Raw genomic sequence first — 20,862 nt, 5'->3', positions numbered from 1 at the left:
TTTTTAGTAGCTGTTAATAAGTTAGTTATTTAGCTCAGCTGTTTTCAGCTCATCGTCTAAATCGCTTATTTCACCAATAAAACTTTCAAGCTGTTGCTCTACCAAACTATTTGAGTGGGCAAAGTAAGCAATATGGAATACGGCATCGCCTTCATTTACCAGTGGCATAGTTTGCTGGCCAATAATAATACCGCTTCGAGGAGCAAGGAGTTCAAGTTCTGAATCGCCAAGCGGACTGCTAATATAAGCAAGCACTTGGCCTTTCATTACTCGCTCACCTAACGATACTTGCGCTCTCACTATGCCGTCTACTTCAGCACGCACCCAACTAGTTGAACTTGCAATCACAGGATCAGGCAGTTTTTTAGGGCGTTTACCGCGTATCATTTTTAAATGTCGCATAACATAATCAACCCCTTGTACACCCGCTGCAATCGCAATCGGGTCAAAGCGCAACGCTTCACCTGCTTCGTAGGTAATAACGGGTATACCCAAATTGGCCGCTTCGCTTCGCAGTGAACCATTGCGCAACGACGCGTTAATTACTGCTGGTGTGCCAAAGGCTTTAGCCATTTGCGCTGTTGCTTCATCGGCTAAATTAGCGCGTATTTGCGGTAAGTTAGTACGGTGAATCGCACCCGTATGCAAATCTATAATATGCGTACAGTGCACAGCGACTTGGTTAAAAAACATATACGCCATGCGACCCGCTAACGAGCCACGCTCAGACCCAGGAAAACTTCGGTTCATATCGCGGCGATCAGGCAAGTAACGCGACTTATGAATAAAACCAAACACATTCACAATCGGCACTGCGATAAGGGTTCCACGTAGCTGGCTAGGGTCGATTTTAGCCAGTAATTGGCGCACCACTTCAACACCATTTAGCTCATCACCATGTATTGCGGCGCAAACCATCAAGACAGGACCTTCCATTACACCATTGACCACTTCAATAGGGATATTAAGCGGAGAATGGGTATAAAGCTTTGCAGCTTCCAGCGCCAGTGTTTTTCGCTCACCTACGCCAATACTTTCACCTAATAAGGTAAAAGGACGGTTAATTTTAACCTTTGCCACGTGTTGCTGTTCCTTTCACTGAGGCCGTTTTTTCGATGAAATCAATCACCATACCCGCTATATCTTTACCTGTTGCCACTTCAATTCCCTCAAGGCCTGGCGATGAGTTTACTTCCATAACCAAAGGACCACGAGATGAGCGAAGTAGGTCAACGCCAGCAACGTTTAAGCCCATTGCTTTTGCCGCTGCAACTGCTGTTTTACGCTCTTCTGGAGTAATACGCACCAGTGTAGCACTACCACCACGGTGAAGATTAGAGCGGAACTCGCCTTCTTGCGCTTGGCGTTTCATCGCAGCAATTACTTTATCACCCAATACAAAACAACGAATGTCTGCACCGCCTGCTTCTTTAATGTACTCTTGCACCATGATATTGGCTTTTAAACCCATGAATGCCTCAATAACACTTTCAGCTGCTTTACGTGTTTCGGCCAATACCACACCAATACCTTGCGTGCCTTCAAGTAGCTTAATAACAACCGGTGCGCCGCCTACCATTTCTAATAAATCTTTTACGTCATCTGGCTTGCTGGCAAAGCCTGTAACCGGCATACCCACACCTTTACGTGATAGTAACTGCAAAGAACGTAATTTATCGCGAGAGCGAGAAATAGCCACAGATTCATTAACAGGGAACACCCCCATCATTTCAAATTGGCGTAATACAGCACAACCATAAAATGTAACCGATGCACCAATACGTGGCACGATAGCATCGAAATCTTTTAGGTTTTCACCACGATAATGAATTTCAGGTTGTTCTGAGTTTATGTTCATGTAAGAGCGTAACGCATCAATTACTTTCACTTCATGTCCGCGCGCCTCAGCAGCTTCGATTAGACGACGCGTTGAATATAATTTTTTGTTACGAGATAAAATACCAATTTTCATCATTAAAGCCTTAACTAAATGATGTTAAGCATGACGTTAACACTTAACGCTGCTCAACGAATTCTTATAATAAATGTGATAAAGCCGGATCAACGACTATACGATTTTCCATTGCTGTGCGCCCTAACAACATTCTAAACTTCATTGACGCACGACTTGTTAATGTTATTTCTATTGGCCAGCTATATTCGCCTGCATGTAATGTGGTCTCAATAAAATAACGTAATTCTCTCTGGCCACTAGAACTGGTGACGTACTTCATCTTTTTAACTTTAGCATTGCAGGTAATTTGCGTTTGCTCGTCTTCTTGCAATGGTTGGGCTGTAAATTTAACCCATTTTTCGCCATCTACTTCGTACTCTTCAATATTAATTGCATGAATACAGGAAGTACGCGCACCAGTGTCTATTTTTGCTTTAATTTGCTCGATGCCTAGCTCGGGTAAACTTAACCACTCACGCCAACCAACTGTTATTTTTGTCGTCATAAATGTGCCCTTAGTAAAAAAAGTGTTTTATACGCTACAGCCAACAAAATACCAACAAAATAAATTCATCTACTCGATAAGCCGATTTGATTGACCTTTTAAGTTAACTCGTTTAACAATGCACCCTTAGCGGATGCACTTAACCATAGGCTAAAAAACAATTTTTTGTTGCTTAACTCAATTTAACATACGCAAAGTAAAGCTAAATTTTATTTACTTAATTAAATACATTACAGTCAACTGTATTAAAAATATACCATTTATGAGAAATTATTATGATTAACGGCTTACTTCATGCGCTTATTCTTGATGAACAAGGCGGTGCTCGCCCGATAGAAAACAGTAAACAATTACGCCAATGGCAACCCACTGATGGAAAGCTGTGGGTGCATATGGACTACAGTCAAAAAGAAGCCGTTGACTGGTTAAAAAATTGCGGGCTGTTAAACGACTACGAACTTGAATCACTGACCGCAGATGAAACACGCCCTCGTATTACTCCTACAACGAATGGCCATATGCTGTTTTTACGTGGAATTAATTTAAATCCAGCACAAAGCCCTGAAGACATGGTGTCTATTCGCTTATTTATTAATAAAGATGTGGTGATCACTACCCGCAAGCGCCGATTATTATCAGTGCAAGATATTCTAACCTCATTAAATAATAATGAGGGGCCAAGCAGTATTTCTGAACTGGTGTGTACATTAGCGCAGAAACTCACTTCACGTATGCAAACGGTAATAGATGAACTAGATGAAAGCTTAGATGAGTTTGAAGAAGAAATTGATGAACCCAGTAAAAAGTTTGATAACCAAGGCTTGTCGCAACTTCGCCGTCAAACAATCGCGCTAAAACGGTACTTAAAACCACAAAAAGAAGCGTTAAGCAACATGGTTAATCATCATTACCCATGGCTTTTTGACGAAAATAAAGCCAAGCTAAATGAAACCACCAACTTACTTATTCGCTATTTAGAAGAGCTCGATAGCTCAATAGAGCGCGCGCAAGTTATTCAACAAACCATTACTAACCAAGTGTCTGAGCAATTAAATCAGCGTATGTATGTGATGTCGGTAGTGGCAGCTTTATTTTTACCGCTGGGGTTTTTAACTGGATTATTAGGTGTCAACGTCGGCGGTATACCAGGGACAGACAGCCCCTATGCATTCACTGCATTTGTCGTTTTTTTGGTTGTTTTGACTGGTAGCATTAGTATTTACTTTAAAAATAAAAAGTGGCTGTAATTGCAGCATAGCTCCAACAAGACACAAAAAAGGCGAACATTATTGTTCGCCTTTTGCATTGGACACCCTTACTCTTGAAAGTAAGTGCCCCAACCGTCGTATTCTACATCGCATTCAACCGCAAGCTGCGCAAGCTTATCAACGTCTTCCATTATAACGTCAACATCTAATTCGGCTTCAACAACAATGTCAAAGCTCCAAATTTTTTCGCCGTCTTCAAGCTCAAGTTCTGCTGGCTCTTCTACATCGTAACCTAGTTTAAACGCAGCAAGTGCAGCTTGTTCTAACTTAGTAAAGTCTTCACATACAAAGTGGTGTTCTACTTCATAAAGAATTTCCGGATCGGACCCATCTTCAAGTAATGAAGTTACGATGTCTTCGCTTATTTCACGCCAGTTTTCCATTATTTCTCTCTCACTTGAGCATCTAATTCTGTTATTTTAGCAGCCATAATGCTGTGCACATTTTTAGCATGTTCACGGGCACTGATACTTTTATCAAGTGCTATGGGGGCTAACATTTCGATGTAAATTGTACCATTATCCCAACGATTTAGTTTAATGGTTTTATCGGTTGTGTTCATACATACTGGCACAATAGGCACCTCTGCACTCATTGCCGTATGAAACGCACCAGTTTTAAAGGGAAGTAAACCTCGACCATAACTGCGCGTCCCCTCAGGGAACATCCACACCGATAAGCCTTTTTGTCGTATTTTAGCCGCTGCTTTAGAAATAGTGCCTGCCGCTTTTGAACGATTCGCCCTGTCGATTAAAATATTACCCGACAACCAATACAGCTGACCAAAAAATGGGATCCACTTCAGACTTTTTTTGCCAACACTCACACAGTTTTTTGGCACCATAGCTGGAACAGTAAATAAATCATAGCTATTTTGATGATTCGCTACATACACAGCGGGCCCCACCTTAAGCGCATCGGGATGATATTTTAGTTCTAATTTAACCCCAAGCATTTTAGCCATTGAGCCAAACCAACTTGCAATAACATGCACATTATTAGGGTGAAATGGTCTAAATATTGATAATAACAAACCAAAAAACAACTTAATAATATAAACAACAGCATTATTAAAATACGTATAACAGCTAGCAAGTGCGCCTCTCCAATATAACCACAATTATGTATTGCTTTATTATAACGTTATTTTATTGCGCAGACGAGAAAATAGCGCACAAGCGTGCGCTGAAATAAAACAGTCATAAAAAAACGGCTTACCTGAGTAAGCCGTTGTCTAGTTTAGTCTAATTTTTCGAGTGTATTAACTTTGCTCTGCGTCTGAGCTTGGCTCATCTACTTGCTGAGGTGTTAACTCTACAACGGCTTCATCAACGCGCTGCAAGCCACGAGGTAACTTATTGCCTCTTCGGCCTCGCTCACCATGATAATGTTCAAGGTCACTCGGCTTAAGCGTCAATTTACGCTTACCTGCATGCAGCGTTACACTACTGCCTTGCGGTACAACGGCTAATACTTTTACAAACTCTTCGCGGGCTTGCACTTTCGCACCCGGAATAGAAATAATTTTATTGCCTTTACCTTTACCAAGCTTAGGTAAGTCACGCAGTGGGAATAACAACATCCGTCCTTCATTGGAAATCGCCATACAGTAGTCAGTAGCCACTTCGTTAACGCGAATTGGCGAAAGTAATACCCCACCTTTTGGTACACTCACCAACGCTTTACCGTTTTTGTTTTTACTCACTAAATCTTTAAAGTCTGTAATAAAGCCATAACCAGCGTCGGAGGCCATTAACAACACTTGAGCGTCTTCACCCATAACTACGTGCTCAAAGCTTGCTCCCGAGGTTAAGTTAAAGCGCCCTGTCATTGGCTCGCCTTGGCTTCGCGCTGAAGGTAGGCTATGAGCATCAGTGGCAAATGCACGCCCTGCTGAATCTAAAAATACCGCAGGTTGATTACTTTTACCTCGAGCAGATGCCCTATAGCCGTCACCAGCGCGATAACTTAATCCTTCTACATCAAGGTCATGACCTTTACCAACCCGTGCCCAGCCTTTGTCTGATAACACCACGGTGACTGACTCTGATGGTATTAAATCTTTTTCGCTTAGTGCTTTAGCTTCTACACGCTCAATCACTGGCGAACGGCGATCATCACCATACATTTCTGCGGCTTCTTGAATTTCTTTTTTCAATAAGGTCGACATGCGACGGTCTGAGCCCAGTGTTTGCTCTAATTTGTCACGCTCTTTCGCCAATTCATCTTGCTCACCACGAATTTTAAACTCTTCAAGTTTTGCTAAATGACGAAGTTTTAATTCTAAAATGGCTTCTGCTTGAATATCGGTTAAATCAAAGCGCTCCATTAATAAAGGTTTGGGCTTATCTTCAGAGCGGATGATTTCTATAACTTCATCAATATTTAAAAAGGCAGCCAGTAAACCTTCTAAAATATGTAATCGTGCCAGCACTTTATCAAGTCGATATTGCAAGCGACGACGTACCGTTTCGCGTCTAAAGGTTAACCACTCGGTTAAAATACTGCGTAAATCTTTAACTTGTGGACGGCCATCTAAGCCGAGCATGTTTAAGTTTACGCGGTAATTTTTTTCAAGATCGGTGGTGGCAAATAAGTGCGCCATTAATGGCTCAGCTTTAATTCGGTTTGAACGCGGCACAATCACAATACGGGTCGGGTTTTCGTGATCAGACTCGTCACGTAAATCAGCCACCATCGGCAGCTTTTTAGCGTTCATTTGCGCTGCAATTTGCTCAAGTACTTTTGCACCCGAACATTGATGCGGTAGCGCAGTAATAACTATATCGCCCTGCTCTTCACAATACACAGCGCGCATTTTAATTGAGCCACGGCCAGTTTTATAAATTTTGTGAATATCAGCTTTAGGCGTAATTATTTCAGCATCAGTTGGGTAATCTGGCGCATGCACTAAATCCAATAACTCTTCGAGTTCTGTTTTTGGTTTATCAAGTAATAAACAACAGGCACTGGCTACTTCACGCACATTATGGGGTGGTATATCGGTTGCCATACCTACCGCAATACCGGTGACACCATTAAGTAATATATGCGGTAAGCGCGATGGCAATACTAATGGTTCATCCATGGTGCCGTCGAAGTTTGGCGTCCAATCAACAGTCCCTTGGCCTAACTCTTTAAGTAATACTTCAGAGAATTTAGATAAACGCGCTTCGGTATAACGCATTGCCGCAAACGACTTCGGATCATCTGCAGCACCCCAGTTACCTTGACCATCAACCAAGGGGTAGCGATAAGAAAACGGCTGCGCCATAAGTACCATGGCTTCATAACAGGCACTATCACCGTGAGGATGGTATTTACCTAATACATCACCCACGGTACGGGCTGATTTTTTGTATTTAGCACTTGCCGATAACCCCAGTTCACTCATCGCATAAATAATACGACGCTGAACGGGTTTTAGGCCGTCACCAACGTGCGGTAAGGCACGATCCATGATCACGTACATTGAATAATTTAAATAGGCGTCTTCGGTAAAACGCCCCATTGTTTGCTGTTCAATTCCTTGCATTAGCAAGGTATCTGTATCACTCATTAAAGCTTACCTAGTTTTTCTTATAGCTTACGCGGTAAATTACGTTTGCGTAATCATCGCTTACCAATAGACTGCCATCATTTAATTGTGCAAATGCAACAGGGCGTCCAAATGTCGTTTCGTCTTGCATAAAGCCGGTGATCAGTGGCGTATACTTTGTTACCTTGGCATTTTCTATGGTTGCCACAGCCACTTTATAACCAACCTTTTTAGAGCGGTTCCATGAACCATGCTCAGCTACAAATAACTGTTGTTTATAGCTATCAGGGAACTGCTTGCCGGTATAAAAATGAATACCTAATGGCGCAACATGCGCACCTAATGCCAATGCAGGTTGAGTGTAGTCAGCAATCTTTTTGCCTTCACCAAACTCCGGATCAACAATAACGCCACCATGCACGTATGGAAAACCAAAATGTTCTTCTTCTTTAGTGATGCGGTTTAGCTCATCGGGTGGAATATCATCCCCCATCATGTCGCGGCCATTATCGCTAAACCATAGCATTTGCGTGCTAGGGTGAAAGTCAAAGCCTACAGTATTGCGCACACCTTTGGCTAAAGTGGTTATTTCTTTGGTGTCGGTGTTTAACGAAAAAATACGACCAAACCGAGGATCTTCTTCGCAAATATTACAGGGAACACCCACCGGAATAATCAGCTCGCCGTTTGGCGCAAAGCGTAAAAACTTCCAGCCATGGTGGCGCTCTGACGGTAAATCGCTATAAAACACTTCATACTCAGGGTTTTTGAGGTGCTTATCGATATTTTTAAAACGAATAATACGGTGCACTTCACCAACATATAAGTCACCGCCTTTAATTGCTAAACCCGAGGGCATATTCAGTCCCTCTGCAATCACTATTTTTTTATCTGCCACACCATCGCTGTTATGATCAATCAATGCATACACATTACCCGCATTACGCGACCCTGCATACACTATACCTCTGCTTGATACTGCAATTTGCCGTGCATTTTCAACATCATCAGCAAATAAGCTGATTTCAAAACCCGGTGCAGCGGTCAGCTTGTCGAGTATATTTTTCGCCATCACTGGCGATGACATAAAGCAGAGTAACAACAGTGTGCTAAATAGTCTTTTCATTTGCCTCTCCTGTAGCCCAAAGGCTTATCAAACTTGTGCTTTGTTACCGTGATCTTCAAGCCATTGGCGGCGATCTGATGATCGCTTTTTAGCAAGTAACATATCCATCATTTCCATTGTTTGTTCTTCTTCATCAAGTGTTAGCTGCACTAAACGACGAGTATTAGGGTCCATGGTTGTTTCACGCAATTGTAGCGGGTTCATTTCACCCAAGCCTTTAAAGCGTTGCACGTTTACCTTACCGCGTTTTTTCTCTGCTTCTATACGCGCTAAAATGCCCGTTTTTTCATCTTCATCAAGCGCGTAATAAACATCTTTACCAATATCAATTCTAAACAGCGGTGGCATAGCAACATACACATGCCCAGTTTTTACCAATTGTGGGAAGTGGCGCACAAATAAGGCACACAATAAAGTGGCAATGTGCAGTCCATCCGAGTCAGCATCCGCTAATATACATATTTTATTGTAACGCAGCCCTGATAAATCACTTGAATCGGGGTCAATACCCAATGCCACTGAAATATCATGCACCTCTTGAGAGGCCAAAATTTGCCCTGATTCTACTTCCCAAGTATTTAAAATTTTACCTCTTAGTGGCATGATTGCTTGGAACTCACGATCTCGCGCTTGTTTAGCTGAGCCACCCGCTGAATCACCCTCTACTAAAAACAATTCTGTGCGGTCATTATCAGCAGCACTACAATCGGTCAGTTTGCCTGGTAATGCAGGGCCTGAAGTAACACGTTTACGAACTACTTTTTTAGCCGCGCGTAAGCGACGCTGTGCATTTGAAATACATAATTCAGAAAGTAACTCTGCGGTGTCAGTGTGCTCATTTAGCCATAAGCTAAAGGCATCTTTTACGACACCCGATACAAACGCAGCACATGAACGTGATGAGAGTTTTTCTTTGGTTTGCCCTGCAAATTGTGGGTCTTGCATTTTAACCGACAACACATAGCTACAACGCTCCCAAATATCATCTGGTGTAAGCTTTACGCCACGTGGTAATAAATTTCTAAACTCACAAAATTCACGCATCGCCTCTAAAAGTCCTTGGCGCAGACCATTTACATGGGTGCCCCCTTGCGCGGTAGGAATTAAGTTTACATAACTTTCGGCTATCGACTCACCACCTTCTGGCATCCATACTACCGCCCAATCAGCGCCTTCAATAGAGCTTGAAAACTCACCTACAAATGGGTCTTTAGGCAGTATCTCATAGCCTTTAACTGCTTCTACTAAGTAATCTTTTAAGCCGGTTTCATAAAACCACTCTTGGGTTTCTTTCGTTTGTTTATTTACAAACTTAATACGCAAACCTGGGCATAGTACCGCTTTGGCTTTTAATAAATGATTAAGCTTAGTCAGTGAAAAGTTAGCAGAATCAAAATAGCTGGTATCTGGCCAAAAGCGCACGGTAGTACCGGTATTGCGTTTACCCACTGAGCCAATAATATTTAAATCTTCAACTTTATCGCCATGCTCAAAAGCCATTCTAAATTGCTGTGCGTCACGGCGAACCGTTACTTCCACGCGGGTAGATAGCGCATTAACGACCGAGATACCTACCCCATGCAAACCACCAGAGAACTGGTAATTTTTATTTGAAAATTTACCACCTGCGTGTAATTTGGTGAATATTAGTTCAACCCCAGGAATACCTTCTTCAGGGTGAATATCTATCGGCATCCCCCGACCATCATCGCTCACTTCAAGTGAGTTATCTTCATGCAAAATGACATCAATACGCGTCGCATGCCCGGCCATTGCTTCATCAACACTGTTATCAATAACCTCTTGGCCTAAATGATTGGGGCGCGATGTGTCTGTATACATGCCTGGGCGGCGTTTTACCGGCTCTAATCCATTAAGTACTTCAATAGCTTCGGCGTTATAATTTTGTTGAGTCATAGTTTTTATCTTTATATACGCTAATATCTGATTTTAAGAAAATCGACAATGCTTGAAAAAGCTCGCTCAAAGCCATTAAAGCTATGATCGCCGCCAAATTCAATTAACTGTTTACATTGTGAGTAATACTTTATTGCGTGCTGAAAATTTAACACTTCATCCCCTGTTTGCTGTAATAAATACAACAGTTCAGGGTGTTTTAACTCTGTCACCGTTAATGCTTTTAACGCATCTATATGACGAGATTGTAATTGGTAATTATAATCTTGATACGGATTATAATTAGGCCCAAGTATAGGCTCTAATAATGTATATGGGGCAACGGCAGGATTAATTACCACCGCAGGAATTTGATAACGCTGCGATAAATACGTGGCAAAAAAACCACCTAACGAGCTGCCCAATAATACGGTATTCGGTGTTAATAGTTGTTCAAGCGCTATAATCGCCTCTATAGGTTCATGATTTAAGCGTGGCACACAATAATCAACATCATAGTGTGCCATAAGCTCACCAAAGCGCACAGCTTTATATGATTTTTCAGAGCTATTAAAACCGTGAATATAAATTACTCGTTTAACCATACCACGTCCGTGCGTATATGCACCTTTTGTTGCTCAGCATTTAAGTGCAGCATACGATAAGCCGCCCCTTTATCTTCTTGCTGCCAAGTAGCACTGTGCTTTGTAAACTGCACGGAACTGGCCGGTGTCGCGTAAATATCAAGCTCTCTAAATTGCTGTTGGTAGTCATTGTGAACATGCCCATGAAACAGCGCATCAACGCAGCCATTATTAACTAATAAATTTAATAGCTGCGGCCCATTTTCTAGTATGTGTTTATCTAGGTAGCCATTAATAGGCAATGGGTTATGATGGCAAAATACAATATGACGATTATCTGAATCGACTAAACACGCCATAATTTCCTCTAAATGCGAGGGCGTCACCCACCCAGCAGGGGTATTTCCTTTAGAATTAAGTAATAAAAGCTCAAACCCTTGGGCCACAATATGTTTAGCGCGTTGTATTTGCCCGCCACTAATTAAATTGAGCTGATCAATTTCATCATGATTGCCGGGAACCCAAAATACGGGGCAATCAAGGTCACTATTATGAATCAGTTCAGCAAATAATAAATAGGAATTAAAGCTGTGATCTTGGGTTAAATCGCCACCAAATATCAAGGCATCAGGCTGCTGTTTTGCTATATCTGTAAGTGCCCTAGTAAAATGTTCTGCGGTGTTAACCCCAAAATACTCGCCCTGCTTATCGCTAAAAAGGTGACAATCCGTTATATGGGCTATACGAAGCTGGGCTTGCTCAAAATAATACGTATCATCAAACCAAGCCATTATTTACATCCCAATTAAGTGTTGATTGACCTCGCTCTACACAGGCAACCAACCAATCATATAAAAAAGCATTCAACTGATACTTTTCATCTTTTTGATGCATCTTAGGATTAGGGTAGCCATAGGAAGGTTTGATTCGTTGGTGGTAATCATGATGGACAATTTCGGCTACTTTAGCATCATTATATAAGCGCACTGTTAAATACAAAGGCGAAATACCACGTACCATTCCTGATAACTGTTTAATAGATACATCAAGGGTGTACTTGGCATTGTCATCTATGTTGATGGCAAATTCACTGTGGCCCAGTTTGATTTCTCTAACACTGCCAATCGCTCGTTCACGAGGTAGTAATTTTAAAAGGCGTACGTAATTATGCTCACAAAGTGTTAAATACTTTGGAAGGCTTTGAATGTATCGATTAGTGGTTAAAAGTGCTGTCAAAATACCGCCATTACTATTAAAAAATTAAAAACTATGCCCACTTCTTACGTATTCTGTCGCGATTTAGTGCTAACCATTGCAAGCAAATTACCGTAGCCGCATTATCTATTTCACCACTATTAAGTCGCTGTAGTGCTTCGTCTACGTGCATAATATGGGTTTTAATATCTTCACCTTCGGTGTCTAAGCCGTATATACCAGTAGTCATTTGGCTTAAATCGGCGTGAGCTAAATATAAATATAAACGCTCTGTAGTACCGCCGGGGCTTGAAAGGTAAGACAACATAAACTCAAGTTCTGTTAAATTAAGTCCGGCTTCTTCAAACGCTTCTTTTTTAACAACCGACTCGTAATCTTCACTGCCATCGGTCATGCCCGCTATACATTCTAACAGCCAAGGCGTGTGTTTGCTTTTAATTGCGCCAATTCGAATTTGTTCAATTAGCAGCACTTGCTCAGTTACTGGGTCATAAGGTAAAACTGCGACCGCATCTCCGCGTTCAAGAATTTCTCGACGAATTACCTCAGACTCTCCACCCGCAAATAAGGCATGCTTAAATTGATAAAGGTTTATTTTAAAAAAACCATCATACAAATTTTCAATTGGTTTTAATCTCACATCGTCATGGGTAAATTTAATACGACTTTTATTCGCCATCTATTCTTTCCTTTTTGAGGGTGCAAATACATCAACGTCATTTAGGTATATATTCTGTTACACTTGAGAACGCTGTTTTACTAATTTTTTTTTAGTTATTAGTTAAAACAGGTTAACATGCTACTAGTACAAAAATTGTCTAAGGACCGAACATCACATGAAAAAGAACATCCTTGCTGCACTGGTTAGTTTATCATGCGCATTGGGCTCAACCGTAGCCAATGCAGAAGATTTACTTCAAGTTTTTGAAATCGCAACAGCCAACGATCCTACCGTTTTAAAAGCAAAAGCCCAAGCTGATGCACAATCATACCAAAGCGATCGCGCTATGAGCGCACTATTACCGCAAATTGGTTTAAGCATGAGTTATGAAAAAAGTGACTCGACCTCTTTTCAAAGCATAGGCGATTTATCAAACCAAGTTAAAGTCGAAAGTGAAACGGACCAATTCAGACGTGGTATTAGCTTAAGCCAAACGCTATTTGATTTGGGCGCGTGGAATTCACTCGGCATTGCTGACAAACAAGCACTGCAAGCTAGTGGCCAGTACGATTTTGCTAAACAAGATTTAATAGTACGTGTGGCTGAAGGCTATTTTAACGTATTAAGCGCTATTGATAACCTTGAATTTGTACAAGCTGAAAAACGTGCTATTGAGCGCCAACTTGAACAAACTAAACAGCGTTACGCTGTAGGTTTAACGGCTATTACCGATGTACATGAAGCACAAGCACAATTTGATAACTCAGTAGCGCAAGAGATCATTGCTAATAATGCGGTAGAAACAGCCCGTGAGCAGCTACGTGAGATCACCGGTAAGTACCACGCAAAACTAGATATGTTAAACACTAAAACATTTTCTACTGTTAAGCCAAGTACGCCTGCAACTGATTTAGTTAAAATAGCTAAAGACAAAAACTTAAATCTGCAAGTATCAAAAATAACGGTTGATATAGCTAAAGAACAAATTGAACTCGCAAAAGCAGGTCATTACCCAAAACTAACGTTAAATGCTAGCTACGGCGACTCATTAACAGATAGTGAGTTAAATGGCGCTAGTTTTGACGACCAGCCTCGTTCAGATTCAACCTCTATTGGACTAAACTTTAGCGTCCCACTTTATTCAGGGGGTGCAACAGTTGCTGCAACTGATCAAGCACGTGCATTTTACGTTGCTGCAAGCCAAGATTTTGAAACCGATTATCGTGCAGTAACTCGCTCTGTCATTACTTCTTACAATCAAGTGGTATCTGACATTGCGACATTTAAAGCGCTTGAACAAGCTGTTATTTCAGCAGAAAGTGCATTAAAAGCCACTGAAGCGGGTTTTGAAGTAGGTACACGTACAATCGTTGATGTACTGATCAGTACGCAAAACTTGTACAATGCAAAGCGTAACCTTGCCGATGTACGCTATCGTTATGTTGTATCAACGCTTCGCTTAAAACAAGCAACAGGAACATTGAGCCGTGAAGATTTAGTGGGTATAAACCAAGGTTTAAATACCGTTAACTAAGCAAACGACTTCATATAAATAATCACTAAAGCCAGCTTTTTGCTGGCTTTTTGTATTTTTTAACACATAGCGTTAAACTAGGGTCTGTTGACCTTTCAAGGTTAAATTTGCAGCAGTCTGTTTGGTATTTAGGCAAGACAGAGCTTATCTATACCCAAGTTGCCTTAATCTGCGAGTTTCAGTTGGAATTAAAAGCTATTTTGACAAGGCATTGATTGAAAATAATGGTTATTCCCTTGTTAAAATCAATAACGCAGTATAAATAGCTTTTAAACCAACCCGCAGGGCGTTTCACAGAAACTTACTCCCTTTGTTGTTCCTTTTTAAAAGGGACGACCATTATTGCAAAGGGAACGCCTTGATATTAAGTCCCTGTGAAACGCTGAATTCTGCATATTGAGGCAATTTGGGTATAATGTGGTTATTCCCCATAAATAGGCGATAACGCAGCATCAATGCCAAACAGGCGCTGCCCGAAGGGTTCTGCCTAGGGGCAATTAACTCTTTGTTGCTCGGTTTTTACTTAGTCCACTAGGTTACAAACCTCGCGCCGCGATTAAACCGCCCCTAGTTTGAACAAATATTAATCCGCAAAGGTCAACAGACCCTTGCCTTTTATTTTTAGAGAAAAATTTTTGTGGTTAACTCATCCCCTTTTAAAGCCTCTTTTTTAGGTCCTCGTTATTGGCTAACCTGGATTGGTGTTTTGTTTTTATATCTTATTTCATGGTTACCACAAAAACTACAATTAGCCATGGGTAAGCAGCTCGGACGCTTGGTTTATAAGTATATGAAACGCAGAAGGCACATTGCTGAGGTTAATATTAAGCACTGCTTTCCAACAATGAGCGAAGCCGAGCAACAACAGCTAGTACTTAAGAATATGGAAAATACCGGTATTGCTATGGTCGAAACCGGCATGGCTTGGTGGTGGCCACAGTGGCGGGTAGAAAAGGTACTCGGGTCACTAAAAGGGCTTGAGCATTTTGAACGCGTGCAACAATCAGGAAAAGGCGTTTTATTACTCGTTCCTCATGTGCTTCACCTTGAAATGGCTGGCCGTTTAATGGGGACTGGGTGTAAAGGTATAGGTTTTTATCGCCCACACAATAATCCGCTGATGGAATACTTTACCACTAACGGACGCCTGCGCTCGAATGAATATTTAATTGGTAAAAAAGACGTCAAAGGTCTATTAAAAGCATTAAAGAACAAAAAAGTTTGTTATTACTTACCTGATCAAGATTATGGCCGTAACCGTTGTGAATTTGTGCCTTTTTACGCAGTTCCCGACACAGCAACGACCACTGGCACACTGATGTTTGCGGGTAGTAAAAACTGCGAAACAATGAGCCTAATTACTCGTCGTGATGAGAAAGGCCAATATCATTTAGAAATCGTGCCTGAGCTTGAGCACTTTCCAAGCGGTGATGATAAAGCCGATGTAACACGTGTTAATCAGCGCATGGAACAATCAATAAATGCTGCCCCTGAACAGTATATGTGGCTACATAGACGTTTTAAAACGCGCCCCAATAAAGACGCCCCGTCTTTTTATTAAAGATGGGTTATTAAAATAACAAAGATGAGTGACAGCCATGTGGTTTTGGATTAGATACATACTTTTAGCCTTATTGTTAATTGGTGCAGCCATTTACTTTTTACTAAATGGTACGTCGTCACTTAATTATCAACAAACCACTAACGCGGCAGCTGAAGGGTTGTCTCGTTTTTATGCGTCAATTCGCGATAAAATTAGCGTTAATAAAGATAACGAAAAGTTTGTAATTGAACTTGAGAAACCCGATCTTAGTCTCGATAGAGCACTGAACCAACGCTCTTTTGTAGTAGAGCCTATGCCTTTAAATTGGAGTGGAGAAGTAGGCCCGCGTCGCTTCCAACGTGACTCAACCTTACGTACCGTACTAACCCAATATGCTAATAACGAAGGTATTACTTTAATGTGGTACTTAGACAAAGATTACGTTGTTAAAGATCACTTTCGAATAGATAGCAGTTTTAACTCCGCTTTATACCGCGTTAGCCGCTCTATAAATGATGATTTTTCAAATGAAGTGTATGCGTTTTTTTGCCCTAAACAACGTGCAGCGGTCATTACCGAGCTACCGTCTGAATTTGTACGTACAAACTGTTTAAAGCTAAGTAATTAACTAGGATACATAGGCGCTCAATAATAATCGAGCGCCTACGTATTTATTCAATTTAATTCAATTTAATTCAAAAATAGCCTGCCATATCGACGTTACATTTTTAATATCTTCACTAAACTCTTCACGTTTTACGCAGCGACCTTGCTGATCTAGGCTCAACACATGATAGCGTGAACGATAATCTATATAGGCTTTAATAAGTTGCTGTTTTTGTGTATCTGTAATGCACCCAATTTTAGCCGCGTCCGTTAAAATTCTGACATTGTCAGAATTATCGCATAAATGGGTAAACTCATGAGCGTGCTTTAATACTAAATATTGAGTCATAAACTCAATATCGGTCATCGCCCCCACGTCTTGTTTTAAATCAAACTGCTGCTCGTTGCCTTTGGCTAAATGACCACGCATTTTTTCGCGCATTTTAATTACGTCGGTTTTTAACAGCTCAACATCACGTTTTTGACACAATATCTCGGCGCGAATTTGTGCAAAGCGCGTCACTAGTTCAGTTTGGCCTAAAATTAACCTCGCCCTTACTAAAGCTTGATGTTCCCACGTCCAAGCTTGGGTTTGTTGATAATGATTAAAACTCTCTAAGTTAATCGCTAATAACCCTGATGCGCCCTCTGGACGAAGGCGAGTGTCTAATTCATATAAAATACCTGAGGCAGTACGAGTATTAAATAAATGCATTAACCGCTGCGCTAACTTTAAATAAAACTGCCTTGAGTCAATTGCCTTGTCGCCGCTGGTATAGCTGGTACCGTCATGGTTATGGACAAAAACTAAATCGAGATCAGAGTCATAGCCCACCTCAAAACCACCGGTTTTTCCATACGCAATAACGGCAAAGCCTTTATGCTCATCGTCAGTATTAGGTGGCATGCCAAAACGTTTAACACAATGATACCAAGCAATATTAACAGCCTGATCAACTATTGCTTCTGCAAGTGCAGTTAAGTGATCGCTTACTTTCATCACATCAATAACACCAGTGGCATCTGCGGCGGCAATCCGTAACTGATGGGTTTGTTTAAACTGACGTAATGCTTCCATTTGTTGTTCAAGATCGTCATGTTCAATACGTAAAAAATACTGTCTTATTTCATCTTTGTACGCTGTTAATGGGGTCGGTTTATATAGTACTGCAGGGTCAATAAGTTCATCGAGCAAAATGGGGTACAATGAAATATGCTCACCAATCCACTTGCTATGGCAGCAGAGTAAAACTAACTGTTTTAACGTTCCAGGATTTTCATACAACAGCTCTAAATATGCGGTGCGCGAAATAATTTTATTTAATATTTGGCATACCGTTGTAAATGCACTGGCACTGGCATTAAAGTCGTTTAATTGTTTGAGCAATGCAGGCATTAATTTATCAAGAATATCGCGTCCACGATTACCCACTTTGGCTTTAGATAGCCGTTGTTTAAAGTCATTTAATGGTGTTTGCCACTCATCTCTGGGATCATTTAAAAAGCTAACATCGCCATGATCCCAAGTGCTTATAAACGCGCCTTCACAGGTATCAAGTGGTTCGGTTTCTTCACCAATTACCTGAATAAACTCATTATGAATTTGCGCCATTACCTGCTCTATTTTCTCAATCGCTGAGCCAAAATCACCTTGGTTCAATAACACATTCAACCGTTGCTGATTTAGCTCATCATCAGGCAGAGTTTGTGTTTGCTGATCATCAAAAATTTGCAAGTATTGCTCTACCCTACGTAAATAAAGGTAGTTATTTTTAAGCCCGCTGGCCTCATATTCATCAATCACTTGGCTAACTGTTAGCTGCTCTAATGCAGTTAATAAAGATTGTGTTTGTAAGTTAGCTTCTCTGCCGCCTCTGACCATTTGCAATGCTTGGACAATAAATTCAACCTCGCGAATGCCGCCACCGCCTAGTTTAATATTATTAGTTAAGCGCTTACGACGCACTTCTTGGGCAATCATGAGTTTCATTTTTCTAAGCGATTCAATCACTGAAAAATCAATATAACGGCGATATACAAAAGGCCTCAGCAAGGTATTAAACTCCTGCCAATAAATGTTAGGCGTGCCAATTAAGCGCCCTTTTAACATCGCGTAGCGCTCCCAATCACGTCCTTGCTCTTGGTAGTAATCTTCAATGGCATTAAAGCTCATCACCAACGGGCCACTTTCACCAAATGGGCGCAGGCGCATATCAACCCGAAATACTTGGCCATCTACGGTGCATTGGTTCAGGGCTGTAATTAACTTTTGAGCCACTTTAGTATAAAAAACAGATGCTTCGAGCGAGCGACGTCCCCCTTGGGTTTTAACGTTGCGGGGGTATGCAAAAATAAGGTCTATATCAGATGAGTAATTGAGTTCTTGCCCACCTAACTTCCCCATGCCTAGTACCATTAATGGTAAAGAATTTTTGTCTTCATCTAATGGTTCACCATTAGTTTTAGCAACATTTTTGTAGGCCCATTGATTAGCACTGTCTATTAGTTTATTGGCAAGTTCACTAATGTATTCAATACTATCCGCGATTGAGTTTTCACAACATAAGTCTAAAAATGCGACTTTTAGCCAGTATTTTTCGCGATATTGGCGCAGTAATTGATGACATTGCTGCTCTTCTACTTCATTTATATTAAGCGTTGCAAAGGGATCTGAAATTTCTCTATTGTTAATTTCAACGTCGCACAGCAACCAAGATAACAGCGAAGGTTGAGAGCTTAAGCTGCGCCAAGCAAAATCACTTAACGCTAATAAACGCACGATTTGCTGCTGGATTTGTTGTTCGGGATACAGCGCGGCAAAACGCGTTTCACCCAGTTTTTGTAATTCAATAGGAAGCTGCGTGTCGTTACTCATCAATACCCTCTTTTATCTCACCAATAACCATACTAGAATGGTTAAAAACCTATCAAGGTAAATCTATTTAGGAACACCATGTCATATTTGTCATTATCTAACACTAGTTTAGTTGCGATTGCTATTAGTTTTGTGGTTATTTGTATCATTATCATTAGTTTAAGAATTGTTACTCAAATAAAAGCAAAACAAGCACTTAAAGAAGAATTAGCGCAACATGATAACTTTGCAATGGGGATTAGTTTTGCCTCTGAAATATCAGTAGTGATCGCCACGATGGCATTTTTGTTTGATGAAATAAGTATTAGCACGGCTCAATCAAATCCACTAAAAGTAATTTTGTTAATTGTGCTGTTATTTTCGTTTATAAAAATGGGGCATTTAATCCATCGTAAATGGATATTACGCCGCTTTAATGAAGAAGCTGCCATATTAAAACAAAACGTTTGTGCGGCGCTGGTTGATTCAGGGATGCTGATTGCTAACTGTATTTTAGTACTGGGTTTGTATACGTGGACACACACTCAGGGCTTTAGTAATTTATTAATAGCCTCAGTAAGCTTTTTTGTTTTACAAGGCCTATTTGCCCTAGACAGTAAAATACGCGAAAACCGCTTTGCTAAAGCCAATCAAGGGGCTTCGTTGCAAAGTAACTTTGGTTTAGAAAATACCTCAATTGGTATTCGCTATGCGGGTAAGTCAATAGGCTTGGCACTTGCCGCGTATGCTGGTTTATCAAGTGCGGCGTTTCAAAACGGTAAAATGGTCGAAAACTTATTTACTTTGGTAATGCATTGCGGTGTGATGTGGCTATTACTATACTGTTTAACGTATATAATAAAAATTATCTCAATGCCAAATATCGATACCGCACTTGAAGTCGATCATCAGGATAATATTGGCATTGCCTGTATTGAATTTGCTGTATTTTGTGCTATTGGTTACTTATTGATAAGTATGTTTTCAATTTAGTACCAAACACGTTAAATTTAGCCGTTGCTAAACGTCCCTATTTAATAGTTTGGTAAAATTAACAGGGACTTTAGGCATATGGCAATTAAAACAGGAAGTTATCTATTAATTGATATAGATAACGAGTTCAGCCGATCATTTGTAAATCAGTATATTAATACCAATGATGCTGCTAAAAAAGACATTGTAATCGCCGGTGCGAATACGCAAAAGCTAGTTAAAATGATGTTTGATGAACTCGTTAAAGATTATTGCTATTGCGATATTGAGAACGAAATCAGTATTTCAGAGCTCGCCAGCTATCTCCACGAACACCACAATGTTCAAGGCGTGTTATTTAATCAAACAGATTATTTGCTCGCCGATGATAAACAACGCTTTATTTATAATTCATTACATGAAAAACGCTATATTATCAGTCAAACCAATCATGGTTATGACATTAAGCCTATAAATGAAGAGTGTCATTCAAATCATTTGTCCTGTCATACCGATATAGCTCAAACCGCACAAGCGCTAGCTGAGCTTGCTCCCCCTGAATCTGAAAAATAAATAATTGCACCCAAGCCTTTGCTTACTTACCAT

The 20,862-nt window shown here is 40.7% G+C and carries 18 protein-coding genes and 1 pseudogene; 6 read left to right on the top strand and 13 right to left on the bottom strand.

The window, feature by feature from the left end; all coding sequences use genetic code 11:
- Window positions 1-21: 21 nt before the first annotated feature.
- From P20439_RS13770 to P20439_RS13760, 3 genes are all read right to left on the bottom strand, one after another.
- Window positions 22-1,080 carry a succinylglutamate desuccinylase/aspartoacylase family protein gene (locus P20439_RS13770; RefSeq protein WP_008467751.1) on the bottom strand — a complete coding sequence of 353 codons (1,059 nt, stop codon included), beginning with the start codon at window positions 1,078-1,080 and terminating at the stop codon, window positions 22-24.
- Complete coding sequence (gene rimK / locus P20439_RS13765) at window positions 1,067-1,972, bottom strand: 30S ribosomal protein S6--L-glutamate ligase (RefSeq protein ID WP_008467750.1); 906 nt, start codon at window positions 1,970-1,972, stop codon at window positions 1,067-1,069. Before rimK ends, P20439_RS13770 begins: the two co-directional genes overlap by 14 nt.
- A gap of 64 nt (window positions 1,973-2,036) precedes the next feature.
- On the bottom strand, window positions 2,037-2,459 hold the full coding sequence (locus P20439_RS13760) for an ATP-dependent zinc protease (protein WP_008467748.1): 423 nt from the start codon (window positions 2,457-2,459) through the stop codon (window positions 2,037-2,039).
- 275 nt (window positions 2,460-2,734) lie between these two features.
- On the opposite strand from P20439_RS13760, the gene P20439_RS13755 reads away from it, so the two are divergent.
- Complete coding sequence (locus P20439_RS13755) at window positions 2,735-3,706, top strand: zinc transporter ZntB (RefSeq protein ID WP_008467746.1); 972 nt, start codon at window positions 2,735-2,737, stop codon at window positions 3,704-3,706.
- 68 nt (window positions 3,707-3,774) lie between these two features.
- Here the strand turns inward: P20439_RS13755 and rraB are convergent, their stop codons facing one another.
- The 9 genes and pseudogenes from rraB to P20439_RS13710 all read right to left on the bottom strand — a co-directional run bounded on the left by rraB (window position 3,775) and on the right by P20439_RS13710 (window position 12,765).
- The gene (rraB, locus tag P20439_RS13750) at window positions 3,775-4,110 is read right to left on the bottom strand and encodes a ribonuclease E inhibitor RraB (protein ID WP_008110603.1); all 336 of its coding nucleotides are present in this window, start codon (window positions 4,108-4,110) and stop codon (window positions 3,775-3,777) included.
- A pseudogene (locus P20439_RS13745) lies at window positions 4,110-4,822 on the bottom strand (1-acylglycerol-3-phosphate O-acyltransferase). The gene rraB and the pseudogene P20439_RS13745 overlap by 1 nt, the downstream one beginning before the upstream one ends.
- Before the next feature lie 166 nt (window positions 4,823-4,988).
- Entirely contained in the window at window positions 4,989-7,286 is a 2,298-nt protein-coding gene (gene parC / locus P20439_RS13740; protein ID WP_008467742.1) for a DNA topoisomerase IV subunit A, read from the bottom strand.
- A 10-nt stretch (window positions 7,287-7,296) separates the two neighbouring features.
- Window positions 7,297-8,391 (bottom strand): sorbosone dehydrogenase family protein, encoded by a 1,095-nt coding sequence (locus P20439_RS13735; protein WP_008110596.1) that lies wholly within the window; start codon window positions 8,389-8,391, stop codon window positions 7,297-7,299.
- 27 nt (window positions 8,392-8,418) lie between these two features.
- The gene (parE, locus tag P20439_RS13730) at window positions 8,419-10,308 is read right to left on the bottom strand and encodes a DNA topoisomerase IV subunit B (protein WP_008467739.1); all 1,890 of its coding nucleotides are present in this window, start codon (window positions 10,306-10,308) and stop codon (window positions 8,419-8,421) included.
- Between the two features lie 20 nt (window positions 10,309-10,328).
- Window positions 10,329-10,892, bottom strand: a complete 564-nt coding sequence (locus P20439_RS13725; protein WP_008110593.1) for a YqiA/YcfP family alpha/beta fold hydrolase — start codon at window positions 10,890-10,892, stop codon at window positions 10,329-10,331.
- Complete coding sequence (locus P20439_RS13720; RefSeq protein WP_008110590.1) at window positions 10,877-11,662, bottom strand: metallophosphoesterase; 786 nt, start codon at window positions 11,660-11,662, stop codon at window positions 10,877-10,879. The genes P20439_RS13725 and P20439_RS13720 overlap by 16 nt, the downstream gene beginning before the upstream one ends.
- On the bottom strand, window positions 11,649-12,107 hold the full coding sequence (locus tag P20439_RS13715) for a DUF1249 domain-containing protein (protein WP_008467737.1): 459 nt from the start codon (window positions 12,105-12,107) through the stop codon (window positions 11,649-11,651). Before P20439_RS13715 ends, P20439_RS13720 begins: the two co-directional genes overlap by 14 nt.
- A 31-nt stretch (window positions 12,108-12,138) precedes the next feature.
- On the bottom strand, window positions 12,139-12,765 hold the full coding sequence (locus P20439_RS13710) for an NUDIX domain-containing protein (protein WP_008467736.1): 627 nt from the start codon (window positions 12,763-12,765) through the stop codon (window positions 12,139-12,141).
- 157 nt (window positions 12,766-12,922) lie between these two features.
- On the opposite strand from P20439_RS13710, the gene tolC reads away from it, so the two are divergent.
- From tolC to P20439_RS13695, 3 genes are all read left to right on the top strand, one after another.
- Entirely contained in the window at window positions 12,923-14,281 is a 1,359-nt protein-coding gene (gene tolC, locus P20439_RS13705) for an outer membrane channel protein TolC (RefSeq protein WP_008467735.1), read from the top strand.
- A gap of 637 nt (window positions 14,282-14,918) precedes the next feature.
- A complete protein-coding gene (gene lpxL / locus P20439_RS13700) occupies window positions 14,919-15,842 on the top strand; it encodes an LpxL/LpxP family Kdo(2)-lipid IV(A) lauroyl/palmitoleoyl acyltransferase (RefSeq protein WP_008467734.1) in 924 nt (307 codons plus the stop codon).
- A gap of 37 nt (window positions 15,843-15,879) precedes the next feature.
- Window positions 15,880-16,452, top strand: coding sequence for a toxin co-regulated pilus biosynthesis Q family protein (locus tag P20439_RS13695; RefSeq protein WP_008467732.1), 573 nt, complete (start codon window positions 15,880-15,882; stop codon window positions 16,450-16,452).
- Window positions 16,453-16,509: 57 nt separating this feature from the next.
- On the opposite strand, the gene glnE is transcribed toward P20439_RS13695, so the two are convergent.
- Window positions 16,510-19,305: a bifunctional [glutamate--ammonia ligase]-adenylyl-L-tyrosine phosphorylase/[glutamate--ammonia-ligase] adenylyltransferase gene (gene glnE, locus P20439_RS13690; RefSeq protein ID WP_008467730.1), complete on the bottom strand. Its 2,796-nt coding sequence runs from the start codon at window positions 19,303-19,305 to the stop codon at window positions 16,510-16,512.
- A gap of 78 nt (window positions 19,306-19,383) precedes the next feature.
- Between glnE and P20439_RS13685 the strand changes: the two genes are divergently transcribed.
- Window positions 19,384-20,277, top strand: coding sequence for a hypothetical protein (locus P20439_RS13685; RefSeq protein ID WP_008110578.1), 894 nt, complete (start codon window positions 19,384-19,386; stop codon window positions 20,275-20,277).
- Window positions 20,278-20,355: 78 nt separating this feature from the next.
- The gene (locus P20439_RS13680) at window positions 20,356-20,829 is read left to right on the top strand and encodes a hypothetical protein (protein WP_008467728.1); all 474 of its coding nucleotides are present in this window, start codon (window positions 20,356-20,358) and stop codon (window positions 20,827-20,829) included.
- Window positions 20,830-20,862: the final 33 nt, after the last annotated feature.

This window comes from Pseudoalteromonas sp. BSi20439, assembly GCF_000241165.1.
Lineage (GTDB): Bacteria > Pseudomonadota > Gammaproteobacteria > Enterobacterales > Alteromonadaceae > Pseudoalteromonas.
This window is presented reverse-complemented; position numbering and strand designations above follow the sequence as displayed.